Annotated in this window: 21 protein-coding genes; 11 read left to right on the top strand and 10 right to left on the bottom strand. The window is 42.7% G+C overall.

Going from position 1 to position 26,314, the window contains the following annotated elements:
- Positions 1 to 43: 43 nt before the first annotated feature.
- The 5 genes from DFQ04_RS13165 to DFQ04_RS13145 form a co-directional block, all read right to left on the bottom strand.
- Positions 44 to 3,154 (bottom strand): efflux RND transporter permease subunit, encoded by a 3,111-nt coding sequence (locus DFQ04_RS13165; RefSeq protein WP_133556584.1) that lies wholly within the window; start codon positions 3,152 to 3,154, stop codon positions 44 to 46.
- 10 nt (positions 3,155 to 3,164) lie between these two features.
- Complete coding sequence (locus DFQ04_RS13160) at positions 3,165 to 4,214, bottom strand: efflux RND transporter periplasmic adaptor subunit (RefSeq protein WP_133556582.1); 1,050 nt, start codon at positions 4,212 to 4,214, stop codon at positions 3,165 to 3,167.
- A gap of 3 nt (positions 4,215 to 4,217) precedes the next feature.
- A complete protein-coding gene (locus tag DFQ04_RS13155; RefSeq protein WP_133556581.1) occupies positions 4,218 to 5,534 on the bottom strand; it encodes a TolC family protein in 1,317 nt (438 codons plus the stop codon).
- A 17-nt stretch (positions 5,535 to 5,551) separates the two neighbouring features.
- The gene (locus tag DFQ04_RS13150) at positions 5,552 to 6,130 is read right to left on the bottom strand and encodes a TetR/AcrR family transcriptional regulator (RefSeq protein ID WP_133556579.1); all 579 of its coding nucleotides are present in this window, start codon (positions 6,128 to 6,130) and stop codon (positions 5,552 to 5,554) included.
- A gap of 362 nt (positions 6,131 to 6,492) precedes the next feature.
- Positions 6,493 to 6,768: a DUF302 domain-containing protein gene (locus tag DFQ04_RS13145; protein ID WP_243739688.1), complete on the bottom strand. Its 276-nt coding sequence runs from the start codon at positions 6,766 to 6,768 to the stop codon at positions 6,493 to 6,495.
- Positions 6,769 to 7,007: 239 nt separating this feature from the next.
- Between DFQ04_RS13145 and DFQ04_RS13140 the strand changes: the two genes are divergently transcribed.
- The 4 genes from DFQ04_RS13140 (at position 7,008) to DFQ04_RS13125 (ending at position 10,847) form a co-directional block, all read left to right on the top strand.
- Entirely contained in the window at positions 7,008 to 7,787 is a 780-nt protein-coding gene (locus tag DFQ04_RS13140; protein WP_133556577.1) for a hypothetical protein, read from the top strand.
- A complete protein-coding gene (locus DFQ04_RS13135; protein WP_133556575.1) occupies positions 7,762 to 8,136 on the top strand; it encodes a hypothetical protein in 375 nt (124 codons plus the stop codon). The genes DFQ04_RS13140 and DFQ04_RS13135 overlap by 26 nt, the downstream gene beginning before the upstream one ends.
- Positions 8,129 to 8,506 (top strand): hypothetical protein, encoded by a 378-nt coding sequence (locus DFQ04_RS13130; RefSeq protein ID WP_133556573.1) that lies wholly within the window; start codon positions 8,129 to 8,131, stop codon positions 8,504 to 8,506. Before DFQ04_RS13135 ends, DFQ04_RS13130 begins: the two co-directional genes overlap by 8 nt.
- A 76-nt stretch (positions 8,507 to 8,582) precedes the next feature.
- Positions 8,583 to 10,847, top strand: a complete 2,265-nt coding sequence (locus tag DFQ04_RS13125) for a TonB-dependent receptor domain-containing protein (protein ID WP_133556571.1) — start codon at positions 8,583 to 8,585, stop codon at positions 10,845 to 10,847.
- 147 nt (positions 10,848 to 10,994) lie between these two features.
- On the opposite strand, the gene moaCB is transcribed toward DFQ04_RS13125, so the two are convergent.
- The gene (moaCB, locus tag DFQ04_RS13120; RefSeq protein WP_133556569.1) at positions 10,995 to 11,906 is read right to left on the bottom strand and encodes a bifunctional molybdenum cofactor biosynthesis protein MoaC/MoaB; all 912 of its coding nucleotides are present in this window, start codon (positions 11,904 to 11,906) and stop codon (positions 10,995 to 10,997) included.
- Positions 11,906 to 13,153 carry a pyridoxal phosphate-dependent decarboxylase family protein gene (locus tag DFQ04_RS13115; RefSeq protein ID WP_133556567.1) on the bottom strand — a complete coding sequence of 416 codons (1,248 nt, stop codon included), beginning with the start codon at positions 13,151 to 13,153 and terminating at the stop codon, positions 11,906 to 11,908. The genes moaCB and DFQ04_RS13115 overlap by 1 nt, the downstream gene beginning before the upstream one ends.
- A 243-nt stretch (positions 13,154 to 13,396) precedes the next feature.
- Between DFQ04_RS13115 and DFQ04_RS13110 the strand changes: the two genes are divergently transcribed.
- Positions 13,397 to 13,951 carry a fasciclin domain-containing protein gene (locus DFQ04_RS13110; protein WP_133556565.1) on the top strand — a complete coding sequence of 185 codons (555 nt, stop codon included), beginning with the start codon at positions 13,397 to 13,399 and terminating at the stop codon, positions 13,949 to 13,951.
- A 110-nt stretch (positions 13,952 to 14,061) separates the two neighbouring features.
- A complete protein-coding gene (locus DFQ04_RS13105; RefSeq protein WP_133556563.1) occupies positions 14,062 to 14,499 on the top strand; it encodes an RrF2 family transcriptional regulator in 438 nt (145 codons plus the stop codon).
- 47 nt (positions 14,500 to 14,546) lie between these two features.
- Here DFQ04_RS13105 and DFQ04_RS13100 read toward each other — a convergent pair whose 3' ends face one another.
- The 3 genes from DFQ04_RS13100 to DFQ04_RS13090 form a co-directional block, all read right to left on the bottom strand.
- Positions 14,547 to 16,226, bottom strand: a complete 1,680-nt coding sequence (locus tag DFQ04_RS13100; protein WP_133556561.1) for a sulfatase family protein — start codon at positions 16,224 to 16,226, stop codon at positions 14,547 to 14,549.
- A gap of 44 nt (positions 16,227 to 16,270) precedes the next feature.
- Positions 16,271 to 17,950 (bottom strand): sulfatase family protein, encoded by a 1,680-nt coding sequence (locus DFQ04_RS13095; protein WP_133556559.1) that lies wholly within the window; start codon positions 17,948 to 17,950, stop codon positions 16,271 to 16,273.
- A 135-nt stretch (positions 17,951 to 18,085) separates the two neighbouring features.
- Entirely contained in the window at positions 18,086 to 20,512 is a 2,427-nt protein-coding gene (locus DFQ04_RS13090; RefSeq protein ID WP_133556557.1) for a TonB-dependent receptor, read from the bottom strand.
- Positions 20,513 to 20,710: 198 nt separating this feature from the next.
- Here DFQ04_RS13090 and DFQ04_RS13085 point away from each other — a divergent pair, with 198 nt between their 5' ends.
- The 5 genes from DFQ04_RS13085 to DFQ04_RS13065 all read left to right on the top strand — a co-directional run bounded on the left by DFQ04_RS13085 (position 20,711) and on the right by DFQ04_RS13065 (position 26,293).
- Positions 20,711 to 22,141: a sulfatase gene (locus tag DFQ04_RS13085; protein WP_133556555.1), complete on the top strand. Its 1,431-nt coding sequence runs from the start codon at positions 20,711 to 20,713 to the stop codon at positions 22,139 to 22,141.
- A gap of 1 nt (position 22,142) precedes the next feature.
- On the top strand, positions 22,143 to 23,594 hold the full coding sequence (locus tag DFQ04_RS13080; protein ID WP_133556553.1) for a sulfatase-like hydrolase/transferase: 1,452 nt from the start codon (positions 22,143 to 22,145) through the stop codon (positions 23,592 to 23,594).
- Between the two features lie 73 nt (positions 23,595 to 23,667).
- Positions 23,668 to 24,831 carry a sialidase family protein gene (locus tag DFQ04_RS13075; protein ID WP_243739687.1) on the top strand — a complete coding sequence of 388 codons (1,164 nt, stop codon included), beginning with the start codon at positions 23,668 to 23,670 and terminating at the stop codon, positions 24,829 to 24,831.
- A 150-nt stretch (positions 24,832 to 24,981) separates the two neighbouring features.
- Entirely contained in the window at positions 24,982 to 25,659 is a 678-nt protein-coding gene (locus DFQ04_RS13070; protein WP_208110535.1) for an alpha/beta family hydrolase, read from the top strand.
- Positions 25,652 to 26,293 carry a phosphoribosyltransferase gene (locus DFQ04_RS13065; RefSeq protein WP_133556551.1) on the top strand — a complete coding sequence of 214 codons (642 nt, stop codon included), beginning with the start codon at positions 25,652 to 25,654 and terminating at the stop codon, positions 26,291 to 26,293. Before DFQ04_RS13070 ends, DFQ04_RS13065 begins: the two co-directional genes overlap by 8 nt.
- Positions 26,294 to 26,314: the final 21 nt, after the last annotated feature.

Below are 26,314 nucleotides of genomic sequence, written 5' to 3'. Positions count from 1 at the left end.
CAGTAACTTTTTCTCAGACTGAAAGCTGAGATCTCAATCAGAATCAAAATACTTTGGCTGATTCTTTTTTTCGGGTCAACTTCAATCTCAAATTTTCCACGGCTAAATAAACAACCGGAACTAGATAGACTGTCAGAATCAAGGAAGACATTAAGCCTCCTATAATTACCCAAGCCAATCCATTTTTCCACTCACTCGCCGTGCCAGTCGCCAGGGCTATCGGCAGCATTCCGATCACCATGGATAGTGTCGTCATCAAAATCGGTCTCATTCTTCCCTGACCAGCTTTCTTGAGTGCTTCCTTCACTTCCATACCTGTTTCACGGAGTTGGTTCGTGAAGTCCACGATCAGAATTGCATTTTTGGCTACCAAGCCCATCAGCATAATCAAGCCTAGAAGAGCAAACAAACTGAGATTATTCATTGAAAGATTAAGTGCTAAAAAGGCTCCAATCACAGCAACGGGAATGGAGAAAAGCACCACAAACGGATAGATAAAGCTATCGTAAAGGGCCACCATGATCAAGTAAATGAGGAGGAAGGAAATCAATAAAACTGATCCCAAAGCCCCAAAACTGTCATTTTGCCTTTTGATATCACTTCCCCAAACCATATTGACCCCGGCTGGTAGTGGATTTTCTTTAAGATATGCGACCACATCATCGGCCACTGTTCCGGATGGTCTTCCCAGTGCATTTGCTGTCAGTGTCACTGCAGGCTGTCTGTCCATCCGCTCCAAAAGTGAGGGTGACTTGTCCTGCACAATAGCTGCTACTTGGGAAAGCTCAATGGGTATTCCAGCCGGATTCACCAAAGTCAAACGCTTTACATCTTCGAAGTTTTGACGGTTGAAATTATCCAACTGGATCCGCACCGGATATTCTGTTCCTGCCTCAGTCAGCGTAGCATCATCGTTTCCGGTAAGTGCAGTTCGCACATTCAATCCGACAAAAGCATTATTCAATCCCAGCCGCTGTAATCGATCCTGATCTGGGATGATTTGAAATTCAGAGCCTCCCTCTTCCACAGAAAGCTTCACATAATCTGCCCCGGGGATATTTTCTACCACGGTTTTGAGGTTGTTCGCCACAGTCATTACTGCTTCTGTACTCGGACCGCTGACGGTCATCTCAATTGGAGCAGATCTAGGGATCAATCCCAAAGCAATTATGGAATAACTGGCACCGGGAAACTTCCTCTTTAGCTCCTCCCGCATATTTTCCATATAGGTTTCAGTCGGGATATCTCCTCTTTCTTTCTTGTCCTTAAGTTGAATCGTCAACTCTGATTTGAAGGCCGCCCCCACTCCCAAGCTTCCTATTCCTGTGGTTGGCCCACCAACATTACTGAAGATAGTAGCAACCTCAGGCTGCTGGAGCAGGAAGTTTTCGACTTCCAAGGTTTTGAGGTTGTTTTCCTTAATAGAGGTGGATTTATCAAACTCCAGATACAATCTGAACTTGCCCTGATCTCCGGTTGCGATCAATTCCTTTCCGATGATTCCTTGCTTCATGATGATTCCGGTCATTGCAAAAAGCCCCAGAACGATCCCTGCAAATGCCAGTTTGTGCTCCAGTACCCAGTCTAACTGACGGCCGTACCAAGCCACAAACCGATCCAATTGATGCCCAAACCCAATCAAAAAACGGTTGAAGAAATTAGTAGGCTGTAGGTCCTCAGATTTTCCAATTCGGGAAGCCATCCACGGAGTCAGCGTAAATCCAACCAGCAAACTGGTCAAGGTGGAAGTGATGACCACCACAGAAAATTGCTTGAGCATATCCGCTACAAACACCTGTAAAAAGAGGATTGGAAGGAAAACCACCACGTCTACCAAGGTGATCGATAGTGCGGAGAATCCGATTTCCATCCTTCCTTCCATCGAAGCCACCCGCTTATCCTTACCCATATCGAGATGTCGCTGGATATTTTCCAAAACTACCGTGGCATCATCCACCAAGATTCCGACAATCAGCGACATGGCAAGCAAAGTCATCAGATTGAGCGTATAGCCCAAAATCCACATCACAGCAAAAGCTGTCACCAAAGACGTCGGAATTGCTACGATTACGATGAGCGAATTTCTGAAGCTTCGCAAAAAGAGAAGCATCACGAGCGAAACCAGAATCACAGCCAAAATCAAGTCAAAAATCACCGAATCCACCGCTGCAATGGTATTGTCAGTACTGTCATCCGCGATAATAAACTTCACCCCAGCGTCAGCATTTTGTGATTCGATCAAAGCCAATCGCTCCCGAACTGCCTTAGAAACATCCACGGCATTGGCATCTCCCTGCTTTTTGAGCATCATTCCTATTCCTTCCTGCCCGTTGTACCGGCTAATGGAAGTGATCTCTCGGATGCCATCTTTCACAACAGCCAAATCTCTCACATAAATCGGCGAACCCGGAATGGGCATCGCGACCTGCACATTTTGGATATCTTCAAGCGTTTTGAACTTTCCGGTAAGTCTTACCGCACTTTGCTCCTTGTCAGTCTGCACTACACCGGCCGGAATATCCAATCCCGAACGGTTGATAGCATCCACAACCTGTTGCAGAGAAATCTTGTATTGGCGGAGTTTTTCCTGATCTACTTTCACCTGCACCTCCCGTTGCTCACCTCCCAGAATGGTGATTTCCGCTACTCCTTTGAGTTGTTGGATTTGAGGCAAAAACTCATCTTTCATCCGCTGGTAAAATTCCGTACTTCCCATCTTGCTCGTGCCCGTGATGGACATAATCGGCAGATCATTGGGAGAAACTTTACTCATCACCGGAGACAAAACCTCATCAGGAAGATCCTTTCGGACATTATCAATGTAGCGTTGCGCATCCAGCATGGATTGATCCAGATCCACCCCGTATTTCATGTTGGCGATCACCACCGAAGCATTCGGAAGGGATTTGGTGATCAAATAGTCCACTCCCTCCAGATTGGAAAGTGCATCTTCTATTTTTTCAGAAACCGAACTTTCCACCTCTTCAGGTGCCGCACCCGGATAGACCGTTTTGATCACGAGTACAGGCTGATTGAAATCCGGCATCAATTCATAGGACAAATTGGTGTAACCGATGTAGCCGAGCAGGATAAATAAGCTGAACAAAACGATGATCAGCGAGGGTCGGTTGATAGCAATTGATGTGATATTCATGTCGCGAGGATTAGAAGTTGGCGGTTACATTGGCACCTTCAAAGACATTGATCAGGCCTCCGACAATCAGCACGTCTCCTTCGCTCAGACCTGATCTGACCAAAACTTGATCCGGGAATCGCTTCTCGATTTGGATGTTTTGAAGGACTGCTTTCCCGTCTTTTACCAAGTACACCTGCGGTGAAAGATCGGAACCAAGGATCGCAACTGCAGGAATCAGAATTCCTGATTGTCCTGCCTCCGTTTTCATCTTGAGTTCGCCAAACATACCCGCCTTGATTTCCTGCTTTGAAGTGTTTGGAATGATGATTTCCACTGGAAAGCTGTTTCCTGCATTACCTCGACTTCCAACCATGTTGACTTTACCGGTTGCTTCCTGTGAAAGCCCTGGAATCTGAATCTGGTATTCTTTTCCCTGCTCAAAAAGCTTCAAATCCTGCTCAGGCACCTGAATCGTCAATTTAAGTTTTGAGATATCGGTGAGTTGAATCAGCGGTTTTCCGGGAGCTGCAAAGTCCCCTTCTTCGGTCAGCTTGGCTGTCACTACCCCATCAAAAGGCGCTCGGATAGCCGCTTTACTGATTTGCTCTTTCAGCGTGCTAATCTGAACCTGAGCGGATTCCATCGCCATCTCGGTTTTTTCAAGCTGAATCCCCTGAATCGCATCATTTTCTACAAGAATCCGATAGCGCTTGAGATCTGCTTCCAGTCCGTTGATTTGGACTTGAGCGGATTTAAGTTGGAGCTGAAGCAAGGCATCATCCTGCTGAATCAGCACCTGTCCTCTTCTGACCAGACTGCCATTTTCCACCAACACCCGATTGACTTTTCCCTGCACTTCAGCGCTCAATTTGGTCTCCCGGTTGGGTTCAAAGGTCCCGGTAAAACCATATTCCGGCTGTACACTGGAAGCACTAACCTTCAGCGCATTGACCTGAATAGCCAGATCACGGTCATAGGAATACACCCGCTCAGTAGCGATCTTTTTGTTCATCGCCAACTTGGCCACCACGGCTATTACAATAGCCAAAGGAATGAGGATATATAGTATCTTTTTCATGGATTAATTAAGAAGAGTGCCTGTGGATTTTTTGAGTTCGAGGGTTGCTTTGAGGTAGTCCACCAAAGCATTGAGGTATTGCTGTTGCGAATCACGAAGCGCATTGTCAGCAAGTAGAATGTCTGTTAAGGTTGCCAGTCCCTCCTGTTGTTGGAGGAGTGTTTTGGCATAGATGGATTCAGCCAGTTTGATTTGGGATTGTGAAGTTAGAATCTGGCTTTCAGCCGTTTTTTGCTGAAGAGTTGCAGATTGATATTGCACCAGATTTTGATCTTGAATCAGACTTTTTTGGATGGAAGCATTAGCCAGCTCCAGTTCCTTTTGCTTTATTCTCTTGGTGGTAATCGTACCATTAAATACTGGAAAACTTACTTGTGCACCAATGAAACTCACTGGGTAAAATTTCAGAAAAGACTCCGGAGCCCCGTTATATCCAAAGCCAGTGGTACCATAATTTCCAATCAGATTCAAACTTGGAATTTTGGATTGCTTCAAAGCGCGGAGCTCCTGATTTACGGTTTTCTCTTTAATCTCCTGAATTTTAAAGTCGGAGGTCAAAACCGGATCGACAATACTTTCCTCATGCAACAGGATTTCCGGATTGATTTCCAGTTCCTTTTCGAGTGACAGCCCGATATTCAATTTCAGCTGCTGAATTACTATTTGATATTGATTTTCGAGACGGAGAACTTGAGCCGCAAGCTGCTGATTTTGAAGCAGGACCTTGTCGAGATCTGTTCCTGTGGCCAGTTTTTGTCCATAAAGCAATCGGGTATTCCGTTCCAGTTTTTGCCCATTCGCCTGGTTTTGCCGGAGAAAATCGAGTTGGTTTTTAAGAATCTGGGCATTGTAGTACAGATGGGAAACTTCCAAATACACCTGCTCCTCGGTTCGGACCCGCTGCAAATCAGCCAACTCCTGATAGGATTCAGAAATCTGGATTCCTGCCAAAACCTGCGGGTCATAGATCGGCATCCTCAGCGAAAGATTGGCCGAAAAATTATGCGGAACCCCAAACTGGATCGGTTTATAGACACCTTCCGGACCTCCAAAAGCAGCCTGAGGAAGGTATTGATAGGGTATTTCGGTAAAATACCGGTAATCACCCGAAGCCATCAGCTTGGGCAACAATTGACTTCGGGACTCGGCATGCTTCAAGTCGGCTGCCGAAATTTGATTCCTTGCCATCTCCAGAGACTTGTTGTACTGAAGCGCAGAATCCAGGCATTGGTCCAGCGTCCATACCTGCGCTTTGGCCGACCATCCCATTAAAAATATCAGGAAGGTGAGGAAGATTTGTTTGTGAGTATTTACTAACATGATACGCAAATTTTTTTTTAGCCTTTAATAACTTCTAAAATTGAATCAATCAGCTTTTCACCGGATGATACCAAGTCAAAACTGAACCCTGAAACGCGCCACTTAAACATGTGAAGACGAAATGCTCCCAATACTATATGAGCAATTTGTTCTGAAGAAATAGATGATTTGAATAGGCCCTGACTTTGACCTTCCTGAATCAGTGGGAGGAGATATCTCATCTTCGTTTGCATCAAGGCTAAAATTGCCTGATTGACTTGTCCACTTTCTTCCCATAACCCATCGGAAAATACCGCTACAACAAAGTGCTGGTTTTGAGTAAAAAAGGAAAATTGACTGGAGAAAATCGCTCTTAATCGTTCCTCCAATCCCTGAGATTGGTTTACCGCAGCCAGACGCGAATCCATATTTGATCTCAGAAAACCCAACATAGCGAGAATGATTGCCTCCTTACTCGGAAAGTGCCGATAAATCGCAGCCTCCGAAAATCCCATCTCCCTGGCCAGATTCTTGGTCGTCAATCCGCTGATACCAGACTGCGTCAGGATTTTCCCTGCTGCATCGATGATTTCTTTTTGGCGTTCTGAAATGGGCATAGTATTGTAAGTGAGTATTTACTAACAAATTTAAATAAATTTCTTCCTCACGCAAAATTTTTCTGGATTTTAATTTGAATAAAATAAACTCAATCCTCTTCAGAAAAAGGAATTGATTTTGAGCCGCAAATGGCTTTTTGCCTAAACTCCCTAACCCACAAAAAAAGTCTCCCAAATTTGGAAGACTTACAAGGAAAGATTCCCTCAGCCCAGAATGTAAATTCGAAAATCAGTTGATCTGGATTAAATCACAAACTCTCCAGCATACTCATCAGCTTGCCTCTTACCTTTCCTGCCAAAGACTCGATTGCAGGATTTTGGACCACAGACATTGCTGCGGCAGGATCCATGATGGTCTCTTCCTAGTCTTCACCTCCAAGACTTTGGATGGTCACATTGCAGGGCAACAGCGTACTGACATTCGGCTCGGCAGTCAAGACTTTATCCGCAAACACCGGATTGCATGCTCCTAAAATCTGAAAAGGAGGATAATCTTTATCCAGTTTTTTCTTCATTGTGGCCTGAATGCCAATTTCGGTGAGAATACCAAAGCCAACTTCTTTTAGGCCAGCTTCTACTTTGGTGGTGTCTTTTGTCTGGTAGACCTTTTGCCTGTGATCTTTAAGAGATGCTTTCATCCGATATTGTTTCAGCACGAATTTCTAAAAGTTATTAGCAGAATTCAGTAATAAGAAATACATAGGAATTTTTGCATCAAACTTAGGACGCAAATGGTCTAATTAATTATTACAGTCATTCCTTTAAAATATTATCGGATATTTTTATCTTTTATTAAAAACCAGATATATCTTTGCTTCAGATTCAACTCTGAAGAGATGCAAATCGTCAGTTTCGCTGATCTAAGGCAGGCAAAGTCATGAAATTCCAATTATCCCAACCCTACTTACTACTTCCTTTGGTTCTGCTGGGACTCTTGGGAGGCATTTCAGGTGGATGGATCCGACTGGGCAGTCCCATGATTCCAGTCGCTTCGGCAGGATTGAATCACGGCCTGCTGATGGTCGGGGGATTTTTGGGAACGCTGATTTCACTTGAGCGAGCTATGGTGTTGAAGAAAAAAATCTGGCTGGCAATCCCATTTCTGACAGGGCTTTCTTTGTTCTTTTTTCTCGCCGGGATGATCCAGATTGGATTCTATTTTTTACTTGCCGGATCATTGGGATTGGGAATCATCATGCATTTGCAATCGGTCAAAAAGCCCTATTTACATACTTATCTACTGTATGCCGGAGCCATGTTTTGGTTTATCGGTAATTTCATAACCTGGAGATCCGGCTTGGTTGCAGCGGGGACTACTTTGTGGATGGGATTTTTACTTTTCACTATTGTAGGAGAGAGGCTGGAGTTAAGTCAGTATTTACCAGTGGTTCCCTGGGCGAAGAATGCCCTATCCCTTCATTTAGTGCTTGTATTTATTGGTCTACTTGTCCCTTTCCATACTTGGGGAAATGAACTGTTGGGAATAGGAATTTTGCTGATAGCTGCCTGGCTTTGGGTTTTCGATATAGCCAAAGTCCTCGTCAAAAAAAAACGGTCAGTTTCGATATTTGGGTATTGGATTGAGGACTGGATATCTTTGGCTTGGTACGCAGGGGATCATTTTAGTTGTTTTGGAAAACCATCCTCTATTCTATGATTTGATTCTCCATACCTTCTTTTTGGGCTTTTCTTTCTCTATGATTTGGGCTCATGCCCCGATCATTTTCCCAACCATCTTCGGCATCAGGAAGACACCATATCACCCGATTCTATGGGTGTCCTGGACGCTTTTTCAAGTCAGTTTAGCAGGTAGAATTCTATTTGGCTTTCTTGAAGTTTATGAGCTTCGCAAAATTTTCGGCATCGCCAATGGCTATCTGATTCTGATTCAATTTGGGCTGATGGCAGGAATTGTCATTTGGAAAATCCGGAAAAAAGGGGGCGATGGTAACCTAAATCACCGAAGAACAGAAAACCCTGAACCAATTTTGAACACTCGTGGCTAAAGCTGTGCTAAATAGCGTCCTGATCGTTTTGATCCTGCTCAATGGGATGGGGTATACATTTATCCAAGTAAATTTTTACATGGACCGGGAGGAAATCACTGCTTTGTATTGCATCAACAAGGATAAACCCGAACTCCAATGCGACGGAAAATGCGAATTGGGAAAGCGACTTTCAGAGGCTAAAAATCAGACTGAAGGCCAGACCGAGATTACCCTAGAAGAGCTCAGACTTGTTTTCGTTGAACAAGTCACTTTTGAACCTTTAAACCCTCATTCAACAGTCAACTTGGAATTTTCCTACACCCCATTTGATCAATTTAATCTGGCCACAGGTTCTGCTTTTGATTTTTTTCACCCTCCTCAGAGCTGATTTTTTCCAGAGAAAAAGACTGACCAATTGGTCGGTTTAGGACTTTTTGTCCCAATTGTTTACCAAAATCATAATCATGAAAAAGCTCATCAAGCCAGCTGTAGGGATGATTTTTGCCCTTGCCCTGGTACTTTATACCCTTTCTTCTGCTTTTGCGCAGCAAACAAAAAACTTACAAATCAAAGACTCTGAATCCCAGGAAAGTATTCCCGGCGTGACCTATCGGTATGGATTTCAAAGAGGAGTCTCTGACGAAAATGGTCAAATCACGCTTCTCATAGATGGAGAAACATGGCTCTATCTCAGCCATCTAAGCTATGGCAGCTGGACTCTCGACCCCAAAGAGGTAGCCGAAGCTGCAAACTCAGGGTTAATTTCCCGTCAAGAGCAGCTCCATGGGCTGCAACCGGTATCAGTCATTTCCCTGAAAATGTCCGAGGAAAAAGACAAAAAAATTCTCATCTCGGATCAGGAGCGCCTTCACCACGATGCCGGGGCAATTCTCGGACTGGATCCTGTCGTCTCCGGAATCCGCAAAAGCAGCAGTTTTGGTTTTGATCCGGTCATGCGTGGATTCAAGTACGACCAACTCAATATCGTTGTCAATGGCCTCCAATCTGCCAATGCTGCCTGTCCCAACCGCATGGACCCTCCTACTTCCCAAATCGCACTCAATCGAATCCGTGAAGTGGAAATCCTCAAAGGCCCCCATGCACTCCGGTATGGCATAGGTCTCGGTGGCACAATCAACTACATTCAGGAAACGCCCAATTTCACTTCTTACCCGGGGATCTATGGACGGGTTTCATCAATGTTTGAAACCAATGGTGATGTCTGGAGAAATGATGCTCGGATAGGTTTCCAAGGCTCAAACTATGATATCGGCGTCCTAGGAAGCTATTCTGTGGGGAGTGACTACCTCGACGGGGACGGAAATCCTGTTCCTGCCAATTTCAAAAGAGGAACTTTGGGAATCTATGCTGATTTTCAAGCGACCAATCGAGACCTCGTCCAGTTCACTGTCAATCGAAATTTTGCACGGAACGTAGATTTCCCGTCTCTGGGTATGGATCTCCGCAACGATGACACCTGGATGGGAAGTCTGAAGCATACCCGGGTTTTCTCTGGCAAATCGCTAGCTCAATGGACCAACTCAGTCTATTTCACCAAAGTCGATCATCTCATGGACAACCTCCTCCGGGAACCAAGGATGATGGATGCGAGCACACCAGCCATCACCCAAAACTGGGGATTCCGAAGTGAAGGAGAGTGGAAGTTTGCCCAAGGAAAACTTTACGCAGGAGTAGATTACAAAGAAGAATCTGCTGACGGAACCCGGACTAGAGTGATAACCATGGGGCCAATGGCCGGAAAAGTATTCTATGATAATATCTGGCAGGATTCCCAGATTAGTAAGACGGGCTTTTTTGCAAACTATCTATTCCCTTTAGGAGGTACTGTAATCACTGCTTCCGGAAGATTGGAAATAAATGAAGCTATCGCAAATAATCCTGCAGAAGAGTTTATCCAACTTCATCCTGAAATGGGAGATACCCAGCTAAACCCGGGTATCAGCATTGGAGCACAGCGAGACTTGGGCAAAGTATTCAGCCTCGGAATCTGGGCCGCAAGTGTCCGGAGAAGTGGAAGTCTTTTGGAGCGATACATCAATTATTTGGCAGTGGGTATGGATCCATGGGAACTCATCGGAGATCCTCAGATCAAGCCGGAAACCAATAATGAGCTGGATCTTGTGCTAGGATATGGCCGTGAAAAAATCTCCCTGGAACTCACTCTATTCGGATCATATTTGACCGACTATATCTCCTCCGTCAAAACAAATCTAAAGCCACGCTTGGCGACAAGTCCTGGTGTAAGGCAATATGTGAATGTGGATAAAGCGGTGAAAACTGGGATTGAAATAAACTTCAAGCAGCAACTGACCGGCAATCTCAGTCACTCACTTGGCCTTGCGTACACCTATGGACAGGATTTGGTGCTAGATGCTCCACTTCCCGAAATCGCTCCTTTGGATTTGAGGTATGGAATCTTGGGACAGTTTCTTGATAGGAAACTTCAAACAGGTATCAACCTAAGGCATGTCATTGCTCAAGAGCGGGTTTCTGAGGCATTTGGAGAGGGAAGCACTCCAGGCTTCACTTTGCTAGATCTGGATGTCAGGTATCCTATCGGAAAAATACTTCTGGTCAAAGGTGGTGTCCAAAATATCTTTGATGAGACCTATTACGAGCATCTTAGCAGACCTATCGGCGCGGACAAAACTCCGATGTATGCACCTGGGAGAAATTACTTTGTGATGGTGAGCTTTAAGTTTCCTTGATCATTTAATACGAGAATATCTCAAAAGGCAAATTAGTGTCTTCCTGAGCGGAGTCGAAATGCAGTTGATTCAATCGCACTTCGATTTCGCTCAATTTGACAAACAGCAATTATAAAACAGCCGTTTTTTCCCTTTCAAACACATTTCTCAATCGTGCCTCGCACCCTCCATCACTTTGAAGATGTGGAGAACAGAAGGAAACACTGCATCCATGGACTCCGATGCCCCATTGGTCGATCCGGGAAGACCAAGTACTAAGGTCTCTCCGATCAGCCCGGCAATGGAGCGAGATAGCATAGCATACGGCGTACGCTGCTGTCCATAGGTGCGAATGGCTTCTTCGATTCCGGAAATCCTTCGATCTAAAATTTCTTCTAGCGCTTCGGGTGTAACATCACGCGGCGAAAGCCCCGTTCCACCAGTGAATATCAATAAATCAACTCCATCCTTTGAAGCATTTTTTGCAACTACCTGGATTTGATCCCGGTCATCCGGGATGATCAATTTTTCCAAAACTTTTACTCCATGATTTTCCAGTTTTTCACGGATCACTTCGCCGGCACGATCTTCGCCTTTTCCTGCTGAAATAGAATCGGAACAAACTACCACAATCGCCTTAATTTCTTTACCTAGATTTCCCTGCCGGTCGGACTTCCCTCCTCTTTTTTCAAGCAACTTTATTTGTTCGATTGATACTCCCTTATCGATTGGCTTAAGCATGTCATACATAGTAAGCGCTACAACCGACGCTGCATGCATTGCCTCTACTTCCACACCGGTCTTATAAATCGTATGGATCTCCACTAGGATTTTAATCTCCATATCTCCCACCTCATAGTTCACCGAAGTGAATTCTATCGGGAGGGGATGACAATCAGGAATCATATCCGCTGTCCTCTTTGCAGCAAACAAACCCGCAACTCGTGCACATTCCAAAACATCACCTTTGGGAACCGTATGATTCCGGATGGCCAAGATAGTTTCTGGTAAACTTACCTTCACTATCGCCTGCGCAACGGCTTTTCTAAGTGTGGAACTTTTGGGGGTGATATTGACCATTATTGGGAGCTTAAGCTTTTTGATTTTACTAAGTCCTGAATGAAATCTTTCAGATGTTCTATCTCTACATGATCCATCAATACGATTTTATACCATTGGTTGGATTCGTCATGAGTCTGGGGAACCAAGGTATATTTTTCGGCAACCTTTTTGGGAATTGCCTCGGATCGAAGAGTTACTAGATTCATTTCAGGCTCTCTAAAGTATGGGATTTTCAATTCTTCCAAATGCTTACAAAGCCAATTAGTACGCATCTTCAACACAGAAATCTTTTCAAACCATTTATGAGGACCATAAGTAGTCAGAATTGTCCAAACGGCAACTGCATTTGCACCAGATCGACTACCACATAAGGTCAAGTCCATCCCTTCCACATACTTAGCTTCAGTCGTTAAAACATTATCAATCAATCCTTTTCGACAAACAAAAATCCCGGTTCCATAAGGCGCTTGAAGCATTTTGTGGGCATCTATGGTAATAGATGAAATATCTGGATTAGTAAAGTTGATTTCATTTTCAAAATCACCAAAAGGATAAACAAATCCTCCATAGGCCCCATCTATATGTAATCTGTATGGGAGCTGATATTCTTTGAGGATCCTAGTAAAGATTTTGGGGTCATCCACAGAACCAAACATGGTAGTACCCATATTAGATACCACAATGAAATATTTTTTTCCTTCTGACAAGGCCTGTTTTATAGCATGTCTGACCTGTTCATCAGTAAGCTCTCTAGTCTGAAACTGGACAGGAATTTTTATCCAACCCAGCATCAACAAATTAGCGGCTTTGGGGATAGAATAATGGGTATCCTCAGAAGAAAGAATTGCAATTTGGTCTAGTTTAGCGCCAAACTTCTTCATGAATTCATTTCGGTAAATCCACAAAGCCTGGGCATTTGCCTCAGTACCTCCAGGTGAAATATATCCGTCAAATTCTCCTTCCTGAATTTTAAACAAATCCACTGCAATCATATTCAGCACCTCCCGCTCAATTGCCTGGGTTCCTTTGAAAGCATATTCAGATGTTCCATAGGTATGACAACCAATATGATTTGGATTGGCTATAAAAGTACTCAGAACTGGCATTTCTCTTAGAAAAAGAGACTCGTTGGAAAAAACCCGTTCATCCAAACGTGAAGCTGGATAACCCAAACTAGCATCTTTTGAAAAATCCACATTATCCTTTAATGCTGATTGAACTCTTAGAAGCCGCTCGTCTGCATTTAGTTTTTTCCAAAATTTCATATTGATATGCATACCCAAAACCGATAAAAAACTCCTTTAGACAAATTAAACATCCTGTAAAGGACAGTAGCAAAGCTAAGAATCCCGCTTAAACTGAAAAATTTTCAATGTCTAAAAAAATAATAAAGGATTTATTTGTCTTTTATTTTTATTAAAATAAATTTGATATCGGATTCAATACATTCAAAACCAAAAATAATAACCGACAAGTAAATCTTAATATTAACCCCACATATCCAGATTATGAAAAAGTTGCTTTATCCCCTTATTGTCTTTTGGGCTTTGCTTGTATTATCGTGCGGAACCCAGTCAACTGACACGTCAAGCTCAAGTACAGCCGGAATAGCCCCTGGTCTCGGGCAATCTGCAGTCCAAGATGACGTATCAAATCCTAACATTGTCCAAGTAGCAGTTGGTTCTTCAGATCATTCTACTTTGGTGGCAGCCTTAAAAGCTGCAGATTACGTGGACGCGTTAACCAATGTGGGTCCATTTACTGTTTTTGCCCCTACAAATGCAGCTTTTGATGCATTGCCCGCGGGGACTGTGGAGGACTTAGTAAAACCTGAAAACCAAAGAAAACTCCGTGATATTTTAGAATACCATGTTTTATTGGGTGTTTACAAATCTGAAGACTTTGTCAATGGCCGAAATTTAGGCACTGCAGATGGTAGATCCGTCGCTATAATGGTAGCAGAAGATGGGACTGTCAGCATCAATGGAGCTAAAATCATCGGTACTGTTCAAGCCTCAAATGGGATTATCCATGTGGTAGATCAAGTATTAATTCCTCAATAAAGAAGATTTCAAATTATTATGGTTTTCTTAATTGGAAAGTTAGGGATCGATGATCCTTAACTTTTTCTTTTGCTTATTTTGGGCCTATATTTCAGACAAAACAGTCTCTTATGTTTTCTCAGGCTTCAAAATATGCCATCAAATCCATTATTTTCATTTGGACACAAAGTCTAGAAGATCGAATTGTCGGTGCAAAAGAAATAGGACCAACCATTGGTGCTCCAACTCCATTTACTGCGAAAATCTTACAAAACCTTGCAAAGGCAAACCTGATCGGCTCAATTAAGGGGCCAAATGGAGGATTTTATGTAGATGAAACCCATGCAAAGGTTACATTAAAAGATGTCGTAAAAGTAATGGATGGAGAAAGCTTGTTTTCAGGATGCTCACTCGGACTCCCCAAATGCTCGGAAAAGAACCCCTGCCCTCTTCATTTTGAGATAGTGAAGGTTAGGCAAGACCTAGAACGAATGCTTACATCCAAAAGCTTAAAACTCTTAGCAGTGGAGGTAATTAAGGGAGAAACCAGATTATCCGACCTAGGGTAAAACGAGAAAACCCGGCTTTTTATTTCCGGGTTGCTCTTTGATCTAGTTTAGTTTTTATTTCTCTTCTTCTTGATTTCGGCTGCTTGTTCAGGACTTATCCCAAAAACCTTTCTCGTTTCAGGATCATCCAAGATTTGATTTATATACTTTTCACTTGTAGCTGTATTATCCTGATACTTTTCTCTCAATGCATCCAACCTCTTATGGAGATCAGCCCTTATTTCTGAGTAGACTGGATCATCATATACATTTTTGAGTTCCATAGGGTCTTTTTTCCGATCAATCAACTCCCATTCATCCTCTATGAAATAGTAATGGATTAGCTTGTAATCCTTGGTCACAATAGCATAATGCCTGTTGACCATATGTTCCGCAGGGTATTCATAATAATGGTAGTAGACCGCATCTCGAGTCCACTTCTCGGTATTTCCGGTGAGCAAAGGAATTATACTTTCACCTTGCATATCTGATGGAGCCGGAATTCCCGCAGCCTCCAAAAACGTCTGGGCAAAATCTAGATTTTGAACCAATTCATCAGACTTGGATCCTGGGGCCACTTTTCCGGGCCAAGAAACCAAAAGAGGAGTTTTGAAGGATTCATCATAGACAAATCGCTTGTCATACCAACCATGCTCTCCTAAGTAAAACCCTTGGTCAGAAGTGTAGACGATGATGGTATTTTCCATCAAATTATTGGCCTCCAAGTAATCCAACAACCTTCCTACATTTTCATCTACAGCCCTGATTGTACCCAAATAGTCCTGCATGTATCGCTGATATTTCCAACGCATCTTATCCTCTTCGCTCATGCTTGGATAGGCCTTGATAAATTCCTCGCTGATGGGATTGTAGTATTTATTGAAGCTTTCCGCTTGGGAGGGAGTAAAACGATTCATCTGACCAATGAAACGAGAGGTGTCATATCCGCCGACATCTGCAATTCCCAATTGCTTGAGCACATAAGGATAAAGCTTGTTGTCACCAGACCAACCCATGTGCTTGAGGATATTCATTTCCGCTTCACCTGCGGCTTTTGTCCTTCCTGAATAATCATCAAAAAGTGTGGCAGGCTCAGGGGAAATTTTGGAAGTAAATTCCTCCATATGCCGCTCAGCTACCATCCAGTTTCTGTGCGGGGCTTTATGCAAATAGAAAAGCAAAAAAGGATCTTCTTTCTTCCTTTCCTTATCCAGCCATTCCAAAACCATATCCGTGATGATATCTGTGACATACCCTTCAATTTTCACATTTCCTTCATTCTTGGTGATAAAGTCAGGATTGTAATAGGAGCCTTGCCCGGGTAATATTTTGAATTGGTCAAATCCTTTGGGATTGTTGCCAAAATGAAGCTTGCCAAACATGGCAGTTTGGTATCCAGCAGCCTGAAAAAGCTGTGGAAATGTCACATTGGTGGTATCAAAGGGGAAATAATTATCAATTTTCCCATTCATATGTGAATGCTTCCCTGTCAATATAGTGGCTCTAGAAGGAGCACAAATGGAATTAGTCACCGAAGCATTGGTGAAGAGCATTCCCATTTTGGCTATCCGATCAATATTTGGGGTTTCAATCAGCTTATTATCATAAGCAGAAATGGCCTGATAGGCATGATCATCCGACATGATGAAAATGATATTTGGCCTTTCTGACTTTGGTTCTTCTTGTCTACAGGAAATCAAAACCAATCCTGAAAACAGCCAGATTAGAGTCCATTGAATGATCTTCATAGATTAGTGCTTAGGTTATTGAAGTAAAAACAAGGAAATGACGCCTATTTTTTCCTGTTTTCAAGAATCTTCTCTGTGACTTCTTTATTGGCTCCCCCAAACTGTCTGGTCTTTTCCAAGTGATCCAAATATTCATCCAGATAGCGCTGAGAGATTTCTGAGTTATCCCCATACTTTTTTCGGAGTCCATCCAGTTTTTCATGCAATTCAGCCCTAATCTCAGCATAAGCAGGATCATCATAAACATTTTTCAATTCCTGAGGATCCTTCATTCGGTCTATCAATTCCCATTCGTCGGTATCAAAATAATAATGGGTCAGTTTGTATTCCTTGGTCACAATTGCATAATGGCGCTTTACCATATGGACTGATGGATACTCATAGTAATGGTAGTAAACCGCATCCCGGGTCCATTTTTCGGTATTTCCTGTCAATAGAGGAATTAGACTCTCTCCCTGCATATCTGTTGGAGCCGGAATCCCCGCAGCCTCTAAAAAGGTCTGAGCAAAATCCAGGTTCTGGACCATTTCATTGTTCTTTGTACCAGCCTTAACTTTTCCAGGCCAAGCTACCAATAGCGGTGTTTTAAAACTTTCATCATAGACAAATCGCTTGTCAAACCAGCCATGCTCTCCCAAATAAAATCCCTGATCCGAGGTGTAAACAATGATGGTGTTTTCCATCAAGTTATTTGCTTCCAAATAATCCAAAACCCGACCGACATTTTCATCAACCGCTTTGATTGTACCCAGGTAATCCTGCATGTAGCGCTGGTATCTCCAGCGCATAAGGTCCTCCTCAGACATGGAAGCATAGGATTTCTTGAACGCTTCATTGATCGGACGATAATATTTATCCCAATTGGCTCGCTGTGAGGAATCCAATCTTCCTACCTCTCTTTGAAAAGCCGCCTTATCCCATCCAGAAGCATCTGGAATCCCCAATTCATCCATGACTTCTGGATATAATTTGGAATCGCCAGCCCAGTTCATGTGCTTGAGAAGATTCATTTCAGCCTCCTTGGCCGCTCTTCCTCTTCCGGAATAATCATCAAAAAGAGTGGATGGCTCAGGGAAAGTTCGTTGGGTGAATTCTTCCAAATGTCGCTCAGCAGGAAGCCATTCCCTGTGCGGAGCCTTATGGAGATACATGAGAAGGAAAGGCTTTTCTTTATCCCTTTCCTTTTCCAGCCAATCCAAAGTCATATCGGTGATGATATCCGTCGTGTATCCCGGAACCGTAATCTCCCCTTCATTTTTGGTGATGAAAACGGGATTGTAATAAACTCCTTGAGCAGGTAAGATTTTGAATTGGTCAAAACCCTTGGGATTATTTCCAAAATGCAACTTTCCAAACATGGCAGTCTGGTAACCTGCATCATGAAAAAGCTGGGGAAAGGTCACATTGGTAGTATCAAAAGGAAAATGGTTGTCGACTTTTCCATTAAGGTGGGAATGCTTCCCAGTCAAAATCGTCGCCCGGCTAGGAGCACAAATGGAATTGGTCACCGTTGCATTGGTGAAAAGCATCCCCATTTTGGCTATCCGGTCGATATTCGGAGTCTCAATCAGATGATTGCTGTAGGCAGAAATGGCCTGATAGGCATGATCGTCAGACATGATAAAGACGATATTGGGCCTAGATGGCGGAGGGGTCTCTTGCTTGCAGGAAGCCAAAGCAAGTAATGAAAGTGCAACTAATGCTTTTCTAAAAACAAGCTTCATAGGATGGTGGGTAAAGTGAGTTTATCTAAAGTAAAAAAGTTTAGGCAAGTGAACCTGCCACTCAAAGAATTATTCCATAAAAAGAAAAAACCGCTTCCGTTAGAAAGCGGCTTTTCTTTACCCACCTGTTTATTTTTAGAATTTTAGACCCAAAGTAAAATAGAAGGTTCTTCCATCAGCCGGCATAATTCCAGGACCTGGGTACCCTCCTGCTCTTCTGGTGAAATATCTTTCGTCAGTCAAGTTATTCACCCCGGCTTTCAGGGTATGTTGCTTCCAAACTTTCCAACTGGCTGAAAGATCCTGAACTTGATATGCTGGAATCAAACCAACTGTAGCTGCTGCATTTGGAGTTACAGTGTTTGAGGCATCAGAGAAAGCTTCTCCAATGTCACTCAATTGCCAAGTCATGGAAAACTTGCCCAAGCTATAGGTTGCTCCAAATCGGTTGATTCTTTTGGGAGCATTTTCTACTTGATTCCCTTCTAAGTTTCGTACGGTAATTTCTCCGTTACTTACTGAAGTCACTTCAAAATCCCTGTAGGTAGCATCAACCAAAGCTACTGACGCAAAAAGGTGAAGGTATCCAAATCTTGAACTTTCGAAGAAGGCAGTGATTGGGTCAAATTCCACATACCCTTCAAATCCCTGGCTAACTGATCTTCCCAAATTTGTTCGGAAATTATAGATCGATCCATCTGGATTTGCCTGAGCTATGGTCCCGATTCGGTTATCATAATTCAGGAAGAAATAACTCACATCAAAATTGAAATAGGTTCCGATTTTACCTCTATAGCCAAAGTCGAAATTATATCCTCTAGCATCCTGTAGATTTTGATCAATCACATCGGTGGTGGCAGGAGGAGTCAAGTCAGAAATCAAAACTGGTCTATAGGCCTGAGAGAAGTTGGAATAAAACTCTGTGTTTTTACCCAAGTGATATTCGGCACCTAAACCCAGCAAGGCAAATGTTCTGGATCTCGTTTCAGGATTCAAAAGCTGTGGAGTTCCATTGCTTACATTCAACTGTCCTTCCATATTCGATTGGATGTTTTCCAATCTCAATCCGGCAGTGAACAAAAGATTCTCATTGAATCGGAAGACATTTTCAGCAAAGGCTGCAAAATTGATGTTGTTGTAATCTAACTTTCTTCTGTAGTCACCATCAGCCACAGAGAAATCCATATCCGATTCTGTTGTTCCAGTTCCTAACTGTTTTCTATCGATGGTTCCATTGAAATATCTCAATCCACTCATCAAGGTCTGCTCCTGACTAAAAAGCTCATAATTGTGCTGAAGCCTCAATTCTGAACCATAGGTAGTATAAAAATCTCTGTCGACTTGTCTATTACCAAAATCATCTTCTTGGTTGATCGGCCTCATAAAACCTACAGAATTCCGCTCGGCAAAAGTTCCGAATGCCTTCCAACTCAATTTTGTATTTGGAGAGATTAAATATTCTGCAGACAAAGAAGGAATAAACCATGGAGTATTAAACCAATTTCTGCTTCTTGAGCTTTGCTGAGAATTTTCCTCAAACTGAGCGTCAGTTAGACCTCCAGGTTGCTGGGTTTCAGTAGTCATGTAGGTCATTTCATAGCCGAGCTTAAGTCGATTGCTGGCGGCATAGTTGACTTCAACGTGTGCGTGATCGGTATTGAAAAATCCGTTTTCTCTCCAGCCATCACCTCTTCTCTTTTGATAGTAAGCGGTATAATTCCACTTTCCTTCTGTACCACCCACGTAATTGAACGAGCTAAAAAGTCCATTGCTACCGAAAGTATTCAAACTCTCTGCGGTAAATCGGGTGGACTTATCTGGCTTTCTCAAGACAAAATTCATCAAGCCACCAAACTGAGGCCCATATTGTAGAGAAGAAGCTCCTCGGATAATTTGGATTTCCTCCACCACTTCCATTGGAGGTGTGAAATATGCCTCTGGATAGCCCATAGGATCAGGAGTGATGTCATACCCATTCATTCTTACATTGAATTCCCAAGAACGATTGGGACTCAAACCCCGAGAGGCAACGCCCAACTGAATTCCTGAACCATCATTTTCCCAGATAGAAATACCAGGAGTTCTGCCAAAAATCTGGCGGCTATTATTCATCGCCAGGTTGGCGTTGATTTCAGCCAGCTTGATTACTTCATTCTTCTTTCCTGCATTGATCTGAAAATCACTGACCTCTGGCATATTGCTTTGAGATAAAATGCCTCGACTTGCCGAAACTCTGAATTCAGCCAATTGGAATTCTTCTTCCTGAAGGATAATATCTAAGGTTTTGGTTTCTTTTTCACCTATGGAGAACCCTTTTTCCAATGTTCCAAAACCAACCAGGCTAATTACTAATTTGTATTCTCCGGCTGGAAAGTCTTTCAACTCATACTTCCCTTCCAAATCAGTCTGAACACCTCTAACTGTACCGCCAAGCAGAACGGAAGCGCCTTGAATAGGCAGATTGTTTTCGTCAGTTACCTTTCCTCGGAGTAAATTCTTTTGGGCAATCGCCTCTGTCGACAATAATAAACCAAGTACCAAAAGACTATAAATGAATCGCATCGCTGTATTTATTTAGACTTATTTCAAATAACGATGCAAACATAAAAGCAAAACCTTTTCGAGTCAATCTTTATTTAGAAAAAATCCAAATAAAAATTAAAATGCCTTTTTCCGCGAACTCTTTACCCATTAGGATCGCCAGGATTTTTTCAAAAAGTCGGAAATAGGATTATCTTCCCTTTCAAAAAATCAGACTCCATGAGAATTGTCCTAGCCGGTTTTCTTCTCTTTCTTTCCTTTTCGGCTATTTCTCAAACTGAGAAACCTAATATCCTGCTGATTATTTCGGACGACCTTACCGCTAATGCGCTGGGAGCTTATGGAAATCAAATCGTAAATACTCCCCATATCGACCAGTTAGCTTCAGAGGGAGTAGTGTTTAAAAAAGCCTATTCCCAATATCCAGTTTGTGGGCCTTCAAGAGCTTCTTTCATGTTTGGCTATTATCCAAGCGCTACAGAAACCTATGGCTATATCAGTGGACGAGAAAATGTAGGAGATTTTAGAAAATCCTTGGCTGAGTTTTTTAAATCCAAAGGCTACTACACCGCACGAGTGAGTAAAATCTTCCACATGGGTGTACCCATTGATATTGAAACTGGAAGTGATGGTACCGATGATCCTGCTTCATGGACTGAGCGATTCAACTCCCAAGGACCTGAATGGACATCTCCTGGAAAAGCCGAATTGGCACAAAACAATCCAGATGGAAGTATAGAACGAAAGGGGGGAAACGTCATGACCATCGTCCAGTCCGAAGGAGGAGATTTGGCACAATCGGATGGAAAAACTGCTGAAAAAGCAATCGAACTGATCCAGAAACATAAGGATCAACCCTTTTTTTTGGCTGTTGGCTTAGTCAGGCCACATGTGCCTTTTGTGACTCCAGAGAATTACTTTCAAACTTATCCCTGGCAGAAAATAGTGCCACCAGCCATCGTGGAAGGAGATTGGGATGACATTCCAAAAAAAGGCATCAATTACGTGACCACCCAAAATTCAGAAATGAGCTATGAGCAAAAGCAAAAGGCAATTGCCGGATACTATGCTTCGGTATCATTTATGGATGCGCAGGTTGGAAAGATTTTAAACGCCTTGAAAAAAGAGGGATTGGAAAAAAGCACGATTGTGATTTTCACTTCTGATCACGGATTTCATTTGGGGGAACATGATTTTTGGATGAAAGTATCCCTGAAAGAAGAATCAGTAAAGGTTCCCTTGATTATTAAAGCCCCTGGAATTTCTCCGGGATCAAGCGACTCTTTTGCTGAACTCGTCGACCTCTATCCCACTCTATTGGAAATGACAGGACATGAAATACCAAATGCCTTACAAGGAAAAAGTCTTAAGCCTATTTTGAATGATCCAAAGAAAAAGGTCAGAGAGTTCGCTTTTTCTGTCACTCAGGGAGGAGAGACTTTTTTGATTCGAACCGAGCAATGGGCCTATATCCAATATGGGAAAAACGGGGAAGAAGGAGTTGAACTTTTTGACATGTACCAAGACCCCGGTCAGTTTCAAAATCTAGCTCTAGTGGACTTTTATAAACCTCAGGTAGAAGCCATGAAGGCATTATTGGCCCAAAAAATTAAAGAAGTTCAGACCAATGACTTAGGTAAAACCTATTGATATGAAGAAACTAGCATTATTTCTCCTCTTAGTTGGGTCATGGGCTTGTAAGGAAAAAGAAACTCCTCAAGCTCCAAATGTCCTTTTCCTATTTGCCGATGATCAGCGTGCAGATGCTTTGGGGATTTCTGGTAACCCTTATATCCAAACACCTACTTTAGACCAATTGGCGAAAGATGGGAGTCGATTTACCCATGCCTATGTGATGGGAGGAAATCACGGAGCCATCTGCATGGCAAGCCGGGCTATGCTTTTTAGTGGGCAAAATCTTTTTCGGGTTTACGATAAGCTTCAGGGGGTAAATACCATGACTATGGACTTTGCCCAAGCTGGATATACCACTTTTGGAACAGGGAAATGGCATAATGAGAAGGAAGCTTTCGAAGCTAGTTTCCAGCAAGCCAAAAATGTCTATTTAGGTGGCATGGCCAACCATTACGATCTTCCATTGAGGGATTTTGGGGCCGATGGAAAATTAGGAGAACCAACTCAAAAAGGCTATTCCACTGAGGTTTTTGCCCAATCTGCCATCGAGTTTATTCAGTCGCAAAAGGATTCAGCAAAGCCTTTTTTCTGCTATGTGGCTTTTACTGTACCTCATGACCCTTACTCTCCGGAAGCCAGTTACATCAATCGCTATCTTGACGGTTCTATCCCTTTGCCAAAAAATTACATGCCATTTCATCCATTTCAGTTTGACCAACTGACAGTTCGTGATGAAAACCTCACAGGCTGGCCCAGAAAACAGGAAGTGATCCAGATGATTCTCTCGGATTATTATGCTTTGGTTACACACTTGGATAGTCAAATAGCAAAAATCATTCAGGCTCTGAAAGAGTCCGGTAAGTATGAAAACACCATCATTGTCTATGCCGCTGACAATGGCTTGGCAGTGGGAAGTCATGGACTTTTGGGAAAGCAAAATCTCTATGAACATAGCATGCGCATTCCTCTGATCATTCAAGGACCTGGAGTACCAAAAGGAAAGGAATTCGACGCCTTCGCATATATCCATGACCTCTATCCTACCTTGGCAGAACTAGCTGGATTGCCGAAAAAGGAAAATCTGGAGGGAAAAAGTCTGGTTCCTGTTTTAAAAGGTGAGCAGGAATCTGTCCGAGAAGTAATGTTTACTGCCTATAGACATACCGTGCGTGCAATTCGGGATAAGAAATGGAAGTTTATTCGCTATCCAGAACGGGATTATTCTCAACTTTTTGATCTGGAAAATGATCCAGACGAACTCCATAATCTTGTAGAAGACAGTGCATTTCAGGTTCAAAAGGAAAAAATGATCTCCCTGCTTTTGGAATCCCAAGCCCAGGTTGGAGATACAGTTTCATTTACAGCAAAGGTGATTAAACCCATGGCGTACAATCCGGATACCCTGAAAAGAAAGCCAGATCAGTGGCAGCCAGAATATACTTTGATGAGATATTTTAGAGAAAATTGAAACAAAAGTGACTTGGAAATCCTAGGCTAAAACCAAAAAATCCCTACTTTTTGGTACCCAAAATAGCCTAGTAGTGACCCGATTCTTAATTTTCATTTTTGCTCTTTTTTTCCAAAATCTTGTTCTGGCTCAGGAAACAATCGTCTTTGAGGCAGGAAAGGAAGGACATGCCATTTATAGGATTCCAGCTATCATTTCCCTTCCCAATGGAGATTTATTAGCTTTTGCAGAAGGAAGAGTAAATGGAAGTGATGATTTTGGAGACGTCAATTTGGTGATGAAGCGAAGTTTGGATGGAGGTTTTACCTGGTCTCCCATTCAAACATTGGTGGATTATGACAGCCTTCAAGCTGGAAATCCAGCTCCGGTGGTGGATCTTTTTGATCCTGAATATCCTCAGGGCGTCGTTTATCTTTTCTACAATACGGGAAATAACCACGAATTTGATATCCGAATGAACCGGGGTGTTCGTGAGGCATGGATGATGAAGTCTTTCGATCTGGGAAAAACTTGGGAGCAGCCTCTTAATATCACCCTGCAAGTTCACAAACCCAATAATCCTGATTTCAACCCCTCCTACACCAATCCTGAAGATTGGAGACATTATGCCAATACTCCCGGCCATGCTTTTCAGTTTCAGCAAGGTCCTTTCAAAGGAAGAATCTTTGTGGCTGCCAATCATTCAGTGGGTCCACCGCAGGAGAATTTCTCCGAATATCTGGCCCATGGATTTTTTACAGATGATCAGGGAAAAACCTTTTGGCTATCAGAATCAATTCGATTTCCCGGCTCAAATGAATCCATAGCAGCTGAGCTTTCTGGAGGTAGAATGATCATGAGCACCAGAAATCAAAGAGGAAACATTAGGCAAAGAATCTTAGCCTTCTCCTCAGATGGAGGAAAAACCTGGGATGAGGAATACTTCGAAGAGCAGCTTCCCGATCCAGTTTGCCAGGCTTCGATTTTGGCGATTGGCGAGGAAAATGGAAATACCATCCTCGCACATTCAAACGCGGCTGACACTGAAGAAAGAAATTACCTAACAATAAAACTTAGCTATGACGAAGGCAAAACCTGGGACCATGTGATTCCAGTGGATTTCACCTCAGAGTCCAAAAAACTTCCTTGGACAGCTTATTCTGACCTAGTCAATATAGATGACAAGACTTTGGGGATTTTGTATGAAAGGGATAATTACCACCAATTAGTTTTCAAACAGATTAAGTGGAAAGAATAGCTTTTTCGGAACTCTCTAAAAAAACACCTATCCATAATTTCAGAGAACATTTCTCTGTTTTTATCAGGCAGAAAGCAGCTCCTTATGTGACCAAAATCATTTTTTAAGTCATTGATTTTGACTTCCTTCAATTGCTTAAATAACCAATTTATGAAGGAGTTGTGTCAGTTGAAAATTGGTGGAAAATACCGCGAAGGAGATTTATTTCTCCCCAATCTGCCGAAAGCCTTGGTACTATTTGTACATGGAAGTGGGAGTGGTAGATTCAGTCCCAGGAATAACTGCATTTCTCAGTTTTTCAATAAAAATGGAATTGCCAATTTACTTTTTGACCTTAATACTCCCATTGAACAAGAAACTGGAGACTTCCACCTTCCAAGCTTAACAGATCGGCTAATTGAGTTAACCCGATCAATAAAATCAAATTCAAAAATAGCCTCGCTCCCTATCTTTTACTTTGGGGGAAGCACAGGTGCAGCAGTAGCTGTAGCAGCAGCCGGAAAATTAAAAAAGAAAATCAGCGGAGTAATCTCAAGAGGAGGAAGATTGGATTATGCGGTGGATCATATTCCTGAGGTGAAATGCCCTATGCTATGGATAGTGGGTAGCTTGGATCAAGAAGTTTTGCGTTTAAATCAGGCTTGTTACAAGCATTTTCCTGAAGGAAATAATTTGAAAATAATATCAGGAGCTGGGCATCTTTTTGAAGAACCAGGAAAGCTTGAAGAAGTAGCTGAAGAATCTATGAATTGGATTTTTCAGGTGATTAGAGAAGCAGGTAAGTCAAACTCGGAAAAAGTGCATTCCAAATCCTGCCAAAATGTTTGAGGATAGAAAAGATGCCGGAATTAAGCTCGGAAAGTCACTTAAAAAATATCAAGGTGAACATCCGATCATCATTGGTATTCCAAGGGGAGGAATAGAAACGGCCTTCTATGTTGCCGAAGAATTGCATGCAGAATTAGTCCCTGTCATTTCAAAAAAACTTGGCTATCCATTAAATCCTGAATTTGCAATTGGTGCTTTGGCGGAAGATGGAAGTTTATATCTCTCTCCTTGGGTCAATTCAGAAATCAGCTCTTTGGAATTGGAGGAAATCAAAAATAAAGCGTTGGAAGAAATCAAGAGAAGGGTTCAATTGCTAAGAAAGGGTGAACCCATTCCCCAACTTAATGATAGGACAGTCATCGTGGTTGATGACGGAATTGCAACCGGATCTACCCTCTTTACAACCTTGGAATTATGTAAAAAACAGCATCCCAAAAAACTCATTGTAGCAGCTCCCATATCAGGTAGGGAAGCTGAATTACAACTGAAAAAGATGGCAGATGAGGTCTTGATTTTAGAGATTCCGGAAGACTTCCGGGCGGTGTCTCAAGGATATCAGAGGTTTTCAAATCTGACCGATGAGGAAACTCTGGGATTTTTGAGAAAACATGAGAAAGTGATTAGTTCCCATTGACCATTGCAGTGATGGGATTTC

The sequence above is a fragment of the Algoriphagus boseongensis genome (assembly GCF_004362805.1).
In the GTDB taxonomy this organism is placed as follows: Bacteria; Bacteroidota; Bacteroidia; order Cytophagales; family Cyclobacteriaceae; genus Algoriphagus; species Algoriphagus boseongensis.
The sequence above is the reverse complement of the archived record's forward strand: the minus strand, read 5'-3'. Positions and strand labels throughout refer to the sequence as shown.